Origin of the sequence: Vibrio sp. B183 (genome assembly GCF_000740665.1) — a bacterium.
Taxonomy (GTDB): domain Bacteria; phylum Pseudomonadota; class Gammaproteobacteria; order Enterobacterales; family Vibrionaceae; genus Vibrio; species Vibrio coralliilyticus.
This window is the reverse complement of sequence record NZ_JPQB01000033.1, coordinates 36,825-49,799: the sequence shown is the minus strand read 5'-3', so window position 1 is coordinate 49,799 and position 12,975 is coordinate 36,825. Positions and strand designations below refer to the sequence as shown.

Here is a 12,975-nt window from a genome sequence, read left to right as displayed (position 1 = left end):
GTCAGAACCTGATTTTGCATCTTTCAGTTTAGTGAAAAGATGAAATATTGCTCGGTTGTAAGTTTTTGATAGATAGAAATAAAGAGGAGTTTCAAAAATGTGAAACTCCAAATAATACGATATTGCTCAATACCTTAGAGCTTGATGCACCAAGGAGGTTGTGACCTCCTTGGTGAACAAAGAGAGGTTACTTAAGTAGACCTACTTCTTTGTAGTATTTCTCAGCACCTGGGTGTAGAGGGATAGAAAGACCAGCTTTCACCATGTCTTCTTTCTTAAGGTTTGCAAACGCAGGGTGCAGACGCTTAAAGGTATCGAAGTTCTCGAATACAGATTTTGCAACGTTGTAAGCAACTTCGTCAGAAACGTTTGTTGTAGTTACCATAGTAGCGGCAACACCAAAGCTGTTTACGTCTTTATCTGTACCACGGTACATGCCCGCTGGAACTGTACTGAATGCGTAGTATGGGTTGTCGGCAACGATTTCATCGATTTTCGCGCCAGTCGCTGATACTAGCTTCGCATCACATGAAGTGGTTGCTTCTTTGATTGATCCGTTTGGATGGCCAACAACATAAACGAACGCGTCGATTTTGTTGTCACACAAGGCTTGTGAACGCTCAGAACCTTTTAGCTCAGAAGCAAGCTTGAAGCTGTCGTTAGTCCAGCCCATTGCTTCCATTACTATACCCATAGTTGCACGGTCACCAGAACCTGGGTTACCGATGTTTACGCGCTTACCTTTTAGGTCTGCAACGTTTTCGATACCAGAGTCAGAACGAGCGATGATGTTGAATGGTTCTGTGTGTAGAGAGAACATTGCACGTAGCTCTTTGTACGGGCCTTGTTCAGCAAACTTACTTGTACCGTTGTAACCATGGTACTGCCAGTCAGACTGAACGATACCGAAGTCCAGTTCGCCCGCACGGATAGTGTTGACGTTGTAGATCGAACCACCTGTCGATTCTACAGAACAACGAATGTTGTGATCTTTACGGCCTTTGTTAACCAGCTTACAAATTGCACCACCAGTTGGGTAGTAAACACCAGTTACAGAACCTGTACCAATAGTGATGAACTCTTGAGCGTTAACCGCGCCAGCACCCATTACAGCAGCTGCAATAGCACCAACTTTAATAAGTTTGTTCAATGCCATGAATTTCCCTTCCTTTATTCATTATTAACCCCATAGCAAGTGTAGTCGCTACGGGAGTTTCCTATTATGGAAACGGCATCTTTTTCAATCCGTATGTTGAAAAAGTGGCTGAATAATACCAAAAAATTGACACATAATTACACGATTGTTAAAAAATGTAGCGAAATTGGCTGGTTTTTGCGCGAAAATTTAACCTGAATTAGCAGGTTAAACTACTGGTGAATCAAGGGTTTAGCTTAGTGTGTATTTAGAAGAAGAGATTTATCTAAGATGTGATTTGAGTCACAAGAAGAATGCCATCGAGTGACTCAATAATAAGGGGTTATATCTGAAACTTATCCAGTATATTCAAATAGTTCGCAGACTGAATTGAACAATTGTTCCGTGGTCATATTCAGTGTCGGAGTGATGAAGATAGTATCGTCACCAGCCACTACACCTAAAATGCCTTCTGCTTTACCTAACGAGTCCAACAAGCGAGCGATAAGCTGAGCAGCGCCCGGTCCAGTATGGATAACCACTAAAGCATTGTTTCGGTCAATATCCAGTACCAGTTCACGCAAAGAACTGGATACTGTTGGTACACCCAATTCTGCAGGTAAGCAGTAGACCATCTCCATCTTAGCGTTGCGAGTACGCACTGCCCCGAATTTGGTCAACATACGGGAAACTTTAGACTGGTTGATGTTTTCGAAGCCTTCATTTTTCAGAGCCTCAACAATATCCCCCTGGGAGCCAAATCGTTCCTCTTTCAATAGCGCTTTGAAGGCACGGACGAGGTTATCTTGTTTTTCTGAATGACGCATGGTTCTCTCTCAACCGTAGTTTTATAAAAATCAAGTGAATATTCTCGCATAGCTATGCACATTGTGCCAATGCTATCCCTAAAATCTGTCTAACGTGTCACTGTAAACGGGGATGTAAGATTGCAATTTTTAATTACTTAACCCTTTGTCAATAAAGGTAAATGTAAGGATAATAAACACTTGTGTGTAGCACGCTGTTACCGAGTTGCGCAAGGTCGCAAAGCTGACGTTAATTGATTGTAATCAGTATGTGATTGCTATAGCTTTGGACAGCGTTGATTTCAAATCACCCCAAGACTTATAAAGAGATTCATCTCAAGGAGAACTACGATGAAAGTAGCCGTTATTGGTGCCGCTGGAGGCATCGGTCAAGCCCTAGCCCTTTTACTAAAAAACCGTCTTCCTGCTGGTTCAGATTTAGCACTTTACGACATCGCTCCGGTTACTCCGGGTGTTGCTGCTGATCTAAGCCACATCCCAACGCCTGTATCAATCAAAGGTTATGCGGGCGAAGATCCAACGCCAGCACTTGAAGGTGCGGATGTTGTTCTTATTTCAGCGGGTGTTGCACGTAAGCCTGGTATGGATCGTGCGGACCTATTTAACGTCAACGCTGGTATCGTTAAGTCTCTTGCTGAGAAAATCGCTCACGTTTGTCCTAAAGCGATGATCGGTATCATCACTAACCCAGTCAACACTACCGTGCCAATTGCGGCAGAAGTTCTTAAGAAAGCGGGCGTTTATGATAAGCGTCGCCTGTTTGGTGTAACAACTCTGGATGTTATTCGTTCTGAAACTTTCGTTGCGGATCTAAAAGATAAAGATCCAGGTGAAGTACGTGTACCGGTTATCGGTGGTCACTCAGGTGTAACGATTCTTCCTCTGCTTTCTCAGGTAGAAGGTGTTGAGTTCACGGCAGAAGAAGTAGAAGCACTGACTAAGCGTATCCAGAATGCGGGTACTGAAGTGGTAGAGGCAAAAGCGGGTGGCGGTAGCGCAACTCTGTCTATGGGTCAGGCGGCTTGCCGATTTGGTCTTGCTCTAGTGAAAGCACTTCAAGGTGAAGATGTGGTTGAGTACGCTTACGTTGAAGGTGATGGTGAGCATGCACCGTTCTTCGCACAACCAGTGAAGCTGGGTAAAGATGGCGTTGAAGAGATCCTGAGCTACGGTGAACTGAGTGCATTCGAAAAATCAGCACTTGATGGCATGTTAGAAACACTGAACGGCGACATCCAAACGGGTGTGGATTTCGTTAAGTAAGCCATAAATTAATATTATAAAAAGCCGACTTTGAGTCGGCTTTTTTGATCCTTTTTATCCCTTAGGTTGTAAATAGATAAACAACAAGGGGAGTGGAATATGGATATTACTGAAATCGAAAAAGGTATGCTGGTGGAATGTAAACAGGGCGTCGGAAGAGTCTTGGCCGTTGATAAGAAGAACCATGCGATTCTTATTGAGGAGCGTGATTCACATCAGCAGTTTGCCGCTGACATCAGCGAATTAATGGATGATCCACAACTGCATATAGGTTGTGACAAGTACTATTGATTCCTGACCATAAAAAAGCGAGCTCAATGCTCGCTTTTTTTATGGTATTTGCAAATTACTTACGAACAGCAATAGCTTCAATTTCGATACCCACATCTTTAGGTAGACGAGCCACTTCCACACATGAACGTGCAGGGTAGTTTGCTACGTTATGCTCATCGAAGAATTTACCGTACACTTCGTTAACTGTGCCGAAGTCATTAAGGTCTTTTACGAAAACTGTCATTTTAACGATGTCAGTAACAGACAAGCCAGATGCTTCAACCACCGCTTTTACGTTATCCAGAGACTGACGAGCTTGTTCAGCGATGTCTGCTGATACTTCACCTGTTGCAGGGTTTACTGGGATCTGACCTGAAGTCAGTACCATGTTACCTAGGTCTACACCTTGTACATATGGGCCAATAGCAGCAGGAGCGGATTCTGTATGAAGTACTTTAGTCATTATTATGTTCCATCTGTTGAGGGTTAACGTAATTAAGGGAAGTCAGTGTGCCGTGAAAGCAGAGCGGCGTAAAGAAAAATCCCTGCTATCAGAGAGCAGGGATTGATAATTTATGATTAAGCGACGATTAACGTTCAGTAACGATTTCTCGTGAGAAGACCTTCTCACAATACTTACATTTTAATCGCACGTTATCTTTTTTCTCGAACACTTTAAAGCTGGTTTCTACCGGTTCATCGTGGGTAATGCAGTTACTGTTTGGGCATTCAAACACGTTGTTGATCTGTTCTGGTAAATCCAGTGCCAGTTTCTTCACAACCTCGTAGTTTTCAATTTGGTTAACCGTGGCATGCGGTGCGTATAAGGCCAGCTTGCTTGCCTGCTCCTCACTAATAAAAACATTTTCAATCTTAAGCAGGTCTTTGTGGCCGAGGGCCGAAGACGGCAAATTGAGGCCAACAGTTACGCGCTGCTCTGACTTATCCATTGAAAAGAGCTTGAGAACTTTAATACCAATCTGAGCTGGGATGTGGTCAATAACGGTGCCGTTTTTGATTGCTTCAACCTGCAATTGAGTTTCTTTAGCCATGATGATTCTCCCGATTACAGCGATTGGTTTAAAACAAGGGCAAGTAGGGCTTCACGCGCATAGACGCCATTTTCAGCCTGTTCAAAGTAATAGGCGTGTGGCGTTTTATCGACATCAACAGTGATTTCATCCACACGAGGTAGTGGGTGTAGCACTTTTAGATTATCGCGCGCGCCTTCCAGCAGGGCTGCAGTAAGGATGTAGGCGGATTTGATGTGTGCGTATTCCGATTCGTCAAAGCGCTCTTTCTGAACACGGGTCATATACAGCACGTCTAGCTCAGGGATGACCGTTTCCATGTCCGTGTGCATGCTGTATTCAATGCCAGCTTCATCCAACTCTTCACAAATATAATCTGGCATCGCCAGTGCCTCTGGAGCGATGAAGTAGAAGCGAACATTGTTAAACTTCGCCAGAGCCTGCGTCAGAGAGTGAACAGTACGGCCGTATTTCAGGTCACCAACAAAGGCAACATTGAGGTTATCAAGATGGCCTTGTGTTTCGGCAATAGAGAACAGGTCGAGCAGAGTTTGGGTTGGGTGTTGGTTCGCTCCGTCACCTGCGTTGATGACAGGTACACCATTGGAGAATTCAGAAGCTAATCGTGCAGCGCCTTCCTGTGGATGACGCATAACAAATGCATCGACATAAGAAGAGATAACCTGAACCGAGTCCGATAAGGTTTCTCCTTTCTTGGCGAGCGATGTGTTACCACCATTATCAAAACCGATTACGCTGCCACCGACACGCTGGATAGCGGTTTCAAAAGACAGACGAGTACGGGTAGAAGGCTCAAAGAAGCAGCTGGCGATCACCTTATTCTTGATCAGCTCAGGATTAGGCTCTGCTTTGAGTTGACCTGCGGTTTTGACAATCAGTTCCAGCTCTTCACGAGAAAGCTCAGGAATTGAGATAATGTGCTTGTTATAAAGCGTGTTCGTCATAATCATCGTCCCATCTGCAATTTAGGCAATAAAAAAGCCTCCCAACAGGGAGGCTTTAAAAATCGGTGGAAATAGTAAAAAGACCAGCCAGTAAGCGTTTTGGCTTACCTAATGTAAATCGTTTTGTAGAACACGTTTTACGTGGCATTTGATCACTACCTCCAGACAAATTGCCGAGCATTATACGCTGAAGATTTGTTAACGCAAGCGATTACATCGAAGCTTTATGGTGCAATTTTTGTTGGTGTTATGAACCGAGTGTTGCGACCATCACAGCTTTAATCGTGTGCATGCGGTTCTCTGCTTCATCAAACACAATCGAGTGGTCAGATTCGAACACTTCCTCGGTGACTTCAAGCCCATTCATACCGTATTTGTCTGCTACTTCCTTGCCTATGGTGGTTTCATCATTATGAAATGCCGGTAAGCAATGCATGAACTTGACTTGCGGGTTACCGGTTTTATCTAGGGTGTCCATATTGACTTGATAAGGCTTCATTTGTGCAACTCGCTCATCCCAAGCTTCTGGAGCTTCACCCATCGAAACCCACACGTCAGTATAAAGGAAGTCGCAATCTTTAACGCCTTCATCAACGCTTTCAGTCAGCGTGATGTTTGCCCCGGTTTGTAGAGCAATCAGCTGGCAGTTTGCCACCAGTTCCTCTTCTGGCCAGAAAGCTTTAGGGGCGACGAGACGTATATCCATGCCCATTTTGGCTGCACCTACCAGTAGAGAGTTACCCATGTTGTTGCGTGCATCGCCTAAATAAGCAAACTTGATTTCATGGAGCAGTTTACCGCGGCTGTGTTCAAGCATGGTGAGAAAATCGGCCAGTATTTGAGTGGGATGAAATTCGTCGGTCAAACCGTTCCACACGGGGACACCAGCGTATTGCCCCAGCTCTTCTACGATCTCTTGGCCGAACCCTCGATATTCAATGCCGTCATACATTCTGCCTAATACACGCGCGGTGTCCTTCATCGACTCTTTATGACCGATCTGTGAACCGGATGGGCCGATGTAAGATACCTGTGCGCCTTGGTCGAAGGCTGCTACTTCAAACGCGCATCGGGTGCGAGTGGAGGCTTTTTCAAAGATCAGGGCGATGTTTTTGCCTACGAGCTTTTTCTGTTCTGTGCCCGCGTATTTTGCCTTCTTAAGATCCGCAGATAGATCGAGTAAAAACTGGATCTCTTTTGGGGTGAAATCGAGAAGCTTAAGGAAATTTCGGTTACGTAGATTGAAAGCCATGCTTCAGTCCTTCATTGCTCATTATTTTAATAGGACTAGTTAAACATAGTTATGTGATGCTTGTGAATAATTATTTTAAAAATACGGCGGGATATAAATAATATCCCGCTTTTTATGACTATAAATTCTCTTCTGCAAACTCCGCCAGACGGCTACGCACGACGCCATTTAGGTGGACATTAGTGCTGCCTTCGAAGTTCTTGAAGCGTTCAACTATGTAGGTCAATCCTGAGGTAACAGGGGTGAGGTAGTGGGAGTCAATCTGCGCCAGGTTACCCGAGCAGACTATCTTAGTACCTTCACCACAGCGAGTAATGATGGTTTTGATTTGCGAAGCGGTTAGGTTCTGGCATTCATCCAGCAACACAAACGCGTTTTGGATTGAGCGGCCACGCATAAAGTTTATCGACTTAAACTGTATATTGGCTTTGTCGCAGATGTACTTCAATGAGCCTTCCGTACAGTGGTCGTGCTTATGTAGTGCTTCCAGCGTGTCCGTTACCGCCGCTAACCAAGGCAGCATTTTTTCCTCCTCACTGCCGGGCAAGAAGCCAATCGATTCGCCGATATCTGGCGTATTACGTGTGACGATGATTTTGTCGAACATACCGTGTTCAATGGTTTGCTCCAAAGCGGAAGCCATAGCAAGTAGCGTTTTACCACTGCCCGCAGCCCCGGTGAGAATCACCAAATCAATATCAGGATCGAGTAAGGCATCTAACGCCATGCCCTGATAAATGTTCTTCGGCGTGATGTCCCACGCTCGGCGATGCATCATACGCTCGCGGCTGAGATCTTTGAGTGTCACTTTTTCAGGGGTTATTTCTTCCACTCGCCCTGCAAAGTCACTTTCTTCATCAATAACATATTGATTGATGTATGTCGGCTCAAAAGGTTCTCGGTCTATAGTGTGGAACGTGTGACCGCCAAGGTTCTTACTCTCGACTTCTTCGATATTACTCCAGAAGTCGCCTTCGATTTGTTGGAAGCCTTTAGTTAGGTACTGAACGTCATCAATCAATTGGTCGGTACGGTAATCTTCAACGAAGCGAACGCCAGCGCCTTTGGCGCGCAAGCGCATATTAATGTCTTTGGTGATCAGAACCACTTCACGTGGTGCACGTTTGTTTTGCAGATAAAGCACCGCATTAAGAATGCGATTATCGCCTGCTTTGTCTGCAAAAGCCTTAACAGTTTCTTGCAGCTCAAAATCGGCGAGAATAGAGATATGTCCGGTGTTTTCTTTATCGCGGTTAATCGGAATGCCGTCAGAGATTTCATCTGGTGTGGCGTCTTTGAACATGGCTTCCATTGCGCGGATGGCCACTCGGGCATCGCGGGCAACGTCGCGTTTGCTGTCTTTGATTCGGTCGAGTTCTTCGAGGACGGTCATAGGAATGACCACGTCGTGTTCTTGAAAGGAATAGATGGCTAAAGGTTCATGAAGAAGGATGTTGGTGTCTAGGACAAAAAGTTTCCGATCCGTGTCACCCATAAGCGTCTCCTTGCCGTGATGCGGCTTGTTTGCCATTCACAATCGCTTGTGATGATGGCCTACCTGCGGTTGCTTGCAGCATGTCGCTAAGTCGCTCAGAGATCGCTGTCGGTTAGCTGATATGCTACAAACCCGTGTTGATCGTCATCCGAAATAATGCATCTCTCGTGCCAGTCGAAAAATTGACACCATCGCCTGCATTCTCATTTGTGAGTATAAGTCAGATTTCCAACTCTCTTTTTTAGATTTGCCACTCTTTTCTTACACTTTGATGTCATGCAAAAGATAGAGAAAAATTTGTTGTTTTTTGAGGTGTTTGTGCGTGACCAATATCACAGCTTCGAGTAATATGAGCGACCTTTTTGGCGTGACTGCTGACCATTCACTTCCCCGTCAGTTGCCTTTCAAGTCACGCAAGAACAACTAAGATAAATAGACCCATTTTTGAATTAAACAGATGAGGTAGTCGATTCATGACATTTGCTTTGGGCCAGCGCTGGATTAGCGATACAGAAAGCGATTTAGGTTTAGGGACTGTAGTAGCACTGGATGCTCGCACTGTGACACTTATGTTTGCAGCTTCAGAAGAGAACCGAGTGTACGCTCGTAATGATGCGCCTGTTACCCGAGTAACCTTTAACGCTGGTGATGTCGTTGACAGTCAGCAAGGCTGGTCACTTAAGATTGAGCAAGTGGTCGAGGACCAAGGTCTATTTGCCTACATCGGTACCCGCGAAGACAGCGGAGAGCAAGAGGTGATGCTGCGCGAAATTATGCTCAGTAACCAAATCCGTTTTAACAAGCCGCAAGATAAATTGTTCGCCGGTCAGATTGATCGCATGGACAACTTTGTGCTCCGTTATCGTGCATTGATGAACCAATATGAACAGCATAAGAGCCCGATGCGCGGCCTTTGTGGTATGCGTGCTGGTTTGATTCCTCACCAGCTATACATTGCTCATGAAGTCGGTCGTCGTCATGCGCCTCGCGTTTTGTTAGCCGATGAAGTAGGTCTAGGCAAAACCATTGAAGCTGGGATGATCATCCACCAGCAGGTGTTAGCGGGCCGAGCGGAGCGTATTTTGATTGTGGTACCGGAAACGTTGCAGCATCAATGGTTAGTGGAGATGATGCGCCGCTTCAATCTGCATTTTTCGATTTTTGATGAAGAGCGCTGTATTGAGGCGTTTGCTGATTCAGATAACCCGTTTGATACCCAGCAATATGTACTGTGTTCACTGGATTTCTTACGTAAGAGTCGTAAGCGTTTTGAGCAAGCACTTGAAGGTGAGTGGGATCTGTTGGTTGTCGATGAAGCGCACCATCTAGAATGGAGCCCAGAGCAGCCAAGCCGTGAATATCAGGTGATTGAGGGGCTGGCAGAGCGCACTCCAGGGGTACTTCTTCTGACCGCAACCCCAGAGCAACTAGGACGTGAGAGTCACTTTGCCCGTCTGCGTTTGTTGGATTCAGACCGCTTCTATGACTACCAAGCGTTTGTTGAAGAAGAAGAGCAATACGCGCCAGTAGCGGACTCGGTGAGTGCGCTGTTCTCTGGTCAACAGTTTGAGAATAACGCTAAAAATCAGATTACTGAGTTGTTGTCCGAGCAGGATGTTGAGCCTCTGTTCCGCATTATTGAAAGCGATAGCGAAGAAGATGCCAAAGCCGCAGCTCGTCAGGAACTGATCGACAACCTGATGGACCGTCATGGTACCGGACGCGTGCTGTTCCGTAATACCCGAGCAGCGATCAAAGGCTTCCCGGTACGTAACGTGAACCTATTGCCAATGCCTATCCCTCAGCAGTACACGACTTCTATGCGCGTATCGGGCATGATTGGTGGCAAAATCAGCCCTGAAGCACGTGCGCTGAAAAATCTTTATCCAGAAGAAATCTTCCAAGAGTTTGAAGGTGATGATGCTAGCTGGTGGCAGTTTGATTCACGTGTCAATTGGTTGATTGATAAGATCAAACAAAAGCGCAGTGACAAGATCTTGGTTATTGCTTCTCGTGCTAGCACAGCGCTACAGCTAGAGCAGGCGCTGCGTGAGCGTGAAGGTATCCGTGCCACCGTGTTCCACGAAGGTATGTCTATTCTTGAACGTGATAAAGCTGCTGCATACTTTGCACAGGAAGAGGGTGGCGCTCAGGTCCTTATCTGTAGTGAAATTGGCTCAGAAGGTCGTAATTTCCAGTTTGCAAACCAACTGGTGATGTTCGATTTGCCGTTCAACCCTGACTTACTTGAGCAGCGTATTGGTCGTCTGGACCGTATTGGTCAGAGCCGTGATATTGATATTCACGTTCCTTATCTGGAGCAAACTTCACAGGCGATTCTGGCTCGTTGGTTCGATGAAGGTCTAAATGCGTTTGCTGAAACTTGCCCGACAGGTCGCGCGGTGTATGACAAGTTCTCTGATCGTTTGATTGAAATGCTGGCTTCGGGTGACGTTACCGAACTCGATGATGTGATCAGCGAATCGGCAGCGATGAATAAAGAGCTCAAATCTCAACTTGAGCAAGGGCGTGACCGTTTATTGGAAATGCATTCCAATGGTGGTGAAAAAGCGCAACAGATCGTCGATAAGATTGCGGCAACCGATGGTGATACTAATCTGGTGACCTTTGCGTTGAGTCTGTTTGATACCATTGGCCTTAATCAGGACGACAAAGGGGAAAATGCCTTGGTAGTGACGCCATCTGAACACATGATGGTGCCAAGTTATCCTGGTCTGCCTTATGAAGGCGCGACGATCACTTTTGATCGTGAAACGGCGTTGTCTCGCGAAGACATGAACTTCATTAGTTGGGAGCACCCGATGATTCAGGGTGGTATTGACTTACTGATGAGTGAAGGCGTCGGTGCAACCGCGGTTTCTTTACTGAAGAACAAAGCATTGCCAGTAGGTACCATGCTGCTTGAGCTAGTGTATAAAGTCGATGCTCAGGCGCCAAAACGCAGTGGAATCAGCCGTTTCCTGCCGACAACACCAATCCGTCTGATGTTGGATGGCAAAGGCAGTGACTTATCTCAGCAGGTTGAGTTTGAAAGTTTTAACCGCCAGCTTAGCCCGGTAGGCCGTCATATGGCGACCAAACTGGTGTCGTCAGTTCAGGCTCAGGTCCATCAAATGATCACCGCAGGTGAAGCGCTGATTGTCGAAAAAGTCGAAGCTGTACGTGCTGAAGCACAACAAGAAATGCAGGCGAGCTTGAATGCGGAGCTGGAACGACTGCAAGCATTGAAAGCGGTTAACCCAAACATCCGTGATGAAGAACTTGCAGCGATTGAAGCGCAGATTAAAGAGCTGAATGGCTACATTGCTCAAGCTCAGTACCAGTTGGACTCGCTGCGTATGATTGTTGTGTCCCACAACTGATTTTACGCAACTTGCAGTAAAAGGCCTTCATTTGAAGGCCTTTTTTGTTGGTCGCTATTTGACTACATCAGCCACTTCCACCACACAAATACCGCCAAGAAACCAAACAGGTAGACAAGGCCAGTGATAGAAAGCCATTTCAGTTTATTACTGAGCGCCAAAGGTTCTGGCAACTTAGATTTTGAAACCAGAATATAGTTAAGCAGTGCAAAAAACGGTGTGGTCATAAAGGCCAAAATCATCGCAAAATCAAGCATTGGTAGTAGTGCTGCCGCCCAGAATACGATGATCGATAGTGCCGCTGCAGAGATAAGTAACATCCAACCCTGAGTTACTTTAGGCTTCATCTCTTTTTGCTTACGCAGTAGTCGTTGAGACTCTGAAATCACTCGAGCGTAGCCATCAATCACCGTAATCGTACTGCCAAAAATACAGAAGAACGCTACGGCTGCAATCAGGTAACGTGACCATTCGCCAATGGTTGATGCATAGAGTCCAACCAGCTGATGCGAAAAGCCCACACCCGATTGAGATAATTCAATATTGCTCCCGTGTAAGACCAAAGTACCCAGCGCAAGGAAAACAATCGCCAAAATTGCTGTACCGATGTAGCCCACATTGAAATCAAACAAAGCGGAACGAGCCGTTACCTTTTGGTGGCGTTGCTGACTTTTAAGCCACATTGATGTCAGGCTGGAAATTTCAATCGGTGCTGGCATCCAACCCATGGTTACAACAATAAAGCCGATGGCGGCAATGGACCAAGGTGAGGGCGCTTCAAAAGCAGGAACCGCTTCGACAGGGTTACCTGCGGCAATAGCGACCGCAGTCAGGGTTGCAATGGTCAGTACCGCCATAATGATTTTGGATAAGGAGTCGAGGGCTTTGTAGTGACCTGCAAATAGAATTGTTAAACAGGTGGCTAAGATGATTAAGCACAAGCTTGTGGTCGAGAGGTCGAAGGGAATGAAGTAACCCAGCAAGCTAGCACTGAAGAGCAGTAAGGCGGCTGTATTGACGATACCGGAAATAACGCTGAGTGCGACAAACAGCCATAGGTAAGGTCGGCCAAGCTTTGCATAACCTTCGACCAGACTTTCTCCGGTTCCCATGGTGTATTGGATACTGGCGCGGAAAAATGGATATTTAAAAAAGTTAACTAACAAAATGAGTGCGGCTAGCTGCCACCCGTAAATCGCCCCGGCTTTTGTTGAAGCCACCAGATGGGAGCCCCCTACCGCGGCAGCGGCCATCATGATCCCTGGGCCTAGCGAACGGACGAGTTGTGACAGAGAGTATTTGGGTTGGCTCTCTGAAGCGGAGATCGTTTCCATTTGTGTTCCTTGATGTT

General features: G+C 46.1%; 11 protein-coding genes. 3 read left to right on the top strand and 8 right to left on the bottom strand.

The genetic code is table 11. The annotated features are described in order from the left end of the window. Positions 1 to 187 precede the first annotated feature (187 nt). Positions 188 to 1,156, bottom strand: coding sequence for a TAXI family TRAP transporter solute-binding subunit (locus IX95_RS24290; RefSeq protein ID WP_038164677.1), 969 nt, complete (start codon positions 1,154 to 1,156; stop codon positions 188 to 190). Positions 1,157 to 1,491: 335 nt separating this feature from the next. Then, the gene (argR, locus tag IX95_RS24285) at positions 1,492 to 1,962 is read right to left on the bottom strand and encodes a transcriptional regulator ArgR (RefSeq protein WP_006963138.1); all 471 of its coding nucleotides are present in this window, start codon (positions 1,960 to 1,962) and stop codon (positions 1,492 to 1,494) included. Positions 1,963 to 2,292: 330 nt separating this feature from the next. Here argR and mdh point away from each other — a divergent pair, with 330 nt between their 5' ends. Beyond that, the gene (gene mdh / locus IX95_RS24280) at positions 2,293 to 3,225 is read left to right on the top strand and encodes a malate dehydrogenase (protein WP_019274196.1); all 933 of its coding nucleotides are present in this window, start codon (positions 2,293 to 2,295) and stop codon (positions 3,223 to 3,225) included. Between the two features lie 99 nt (positions 3,226 to 3,324). After that, complete coding sequence (locus IX95_RS24275) at positions 3,325 to 3,516, top strand: hypothetical protein (protein ID WP_006963136.1); 192 nt, start codon at positions 3,325 to 3,327, stop codon at positions 3,514 to 3,516. Between the two features lie 55 nt (positions 3,517 to 3,571). Here the strand turns inward: IX95_RS24275 and IX95_RS24270 are convergent, their stop codons facing one another. The 5 genes from IX95_RS24270 to IX95_RS24250 form a co-directional block, all read right to left on the bottom strand. After that, positions 3,572 to 3,961 (bottom strand): RidA family protein, encoded by a 390-nt coding sequence (locus IX95_RS24270; protein ID WP_004747250.1) that lies wholly within the window; start codon positions 3,959 to 3,961, stop codon positions 3,572 to 3,574. A 127-nt stretch (positions 3,962 to 4,088) separates the two neighbouring features. Next, positions 4,089 to 4,550, bottom strand: a complete 462-nt coding sequence (gene pyrI, locus IX95_RS24265; RefSeq protein WP_006963135.1) for an aspartate carbamoyltransferase regulatory subunit — start codon at positions 4,548 to 4,550, stop codon at positions 4,089 to 4,091. Between the two features lie 14 nt (positions 4,551 to 4,564). After that, positions 4,565 to 5,494: an aspartate carbamoyltransferase gene (pyrB, locus tag IX95_RS24260; RefSeq protein ID WP_038164704.1), complete on the bottom strand. Its 930-nt coding sequence runs from the start codon at positions 5,492 to 5,494 to the stop codon at positions 4,565 to 4,567. Positions 5,495 to 5,741: 247 nt separating this feature from the next. Continuing rightward, complete coding sequence (locus tag IX95_RS24255; protein WP_021456673.1) at positions 5,742 to 6,746, bottom strand: ornithine carbamoyltransferase; 1,005 nt, start codon at positions 6,744 to 6,746, stop codon at positions 5,742 to 5,744. Between the two features lie 118 nt (positions 6,747 to 6,864). After that, positions 6,865 to 8,241, bottom strand: coding sequence for a PhoH family protein (locus IX95_RS24250; protein ID WP_038164676.1), 1,377 nt, complete (start codon positions 8,239 to 8,241; stop codon positions 6,865 to 6,867). A gap of 473 nt (positions 8,242 to 8,714) precedes the next feature. Here IX95_RS24250 and rapA point away from each other — a divergent pair, with 473 nt between their 5' ends. Continuing rightward, positions 8,715 to 11,624, top strand: coding sequence for an RNA polymerase-associated protein RapA (gene rapA / locus IX95_RS24245; RefSeq protein WP_038164674.1), 2,910 nt, complete (start codon positions 8,715 to 8,717; stop codon positions 11,622 to 11,624). Between the two features lie 62 nt (positions 11,625 to 11,686). Here the strand turns inward: rapA and IX95_RS24240 are convergent, their stop codons facing one another. After that, positions 11,687 to 12,958, bottom strand: a complete 1,272-nt coding sequence (locus IX95_RS24240; RefSeq protein ID WP_006963130.1) for an NRAMP family divalent metal transporter — start codon at positions 12,956 to 12,958, stop codon at positions 11,687 to 11,689. Positions 12,959 to 12,975 lie beyond the last annotated feature (17 nt).

Excerpts from the sequence above, each read along its gene's own strand:
- IX95_RS24290 (WP_038164677.1), bottom strand. The coding sequence starts at position 1,156 with ATGGCATTGAACAAACTTATTAAAGTTGGTGCTATTGCAGCTGCTGTA.
- pyrI (WP_006963135.1), bottom strand. The coding sequence starts at position 4,550 with ATGGCTAAAGAAACTCAATTGCAGGTTGAAGCAATCAAAAACGGCACC.
- rapA (WP_038164674.1), top strand. The coding sequence starts at position 8,715 with ATGACATTTGCTTTGGGCCAGCGCTGGATTAGCGATACAGAAAGCGAT.
- IX95_RS24250 (WP_038164676.1), bottom strand. The coding sequence starts at position 8,241 with ATGGGTGACACGGATCGGAAACTTTTTGTCCTAGACACCAACATCCTT.
- mdh (WP_019274196.1), top strand. The coding sequence starts at position 2,293 with ATGAAAGTAGCCGTTATTGGTGCCGCTGGAGGCATCGGTCAAGCCCTA.
- argR (WP_006963138.1), bottom strand. The coding sequence starts at position 1,962 with ATGCGTCATTCAGAAAAACAAGATAACCTCGTCCGTGCCTTCAAAGCG.
- pyrB (WP_038164704.1), bottom strand. The coding sequence starts at position 5,494 with ATGACGAACACGCTTTATAACAAGCACATTATCTCAATTCCTGAGCTT.
- IX95_RS24240 (WP_006963130.1), bottom strand. The coding sequence starts at position 12,958 with ATGGAAACGATCTCCGCTTCAGAGAGCCAACCCAAATACTCTCTGTCA.
- IX95_RS24275 (WP_006963136.1), top strand. The coding sequence starts at position 3,325 with ATGGATATTACTGAAATCGAAAAAGGTATGCTGGTGGAATGTAAACAG.
- IX95_RS24270 (WP_004747250.1), bottom strand. The coding sequence starts at position 3,961 with ATGACTAAAGTACTTCATACAGAATCCGCTCCTGCTGCTATTGGCCCA.
- IX95_RS24255 (WP_021456673.1), bottom strand. The coding sequence starts at position 6,746 with ATGGCTTTCAATCTACGTAACCGAAATTTCCTTAAGCTTCTCGATTTC.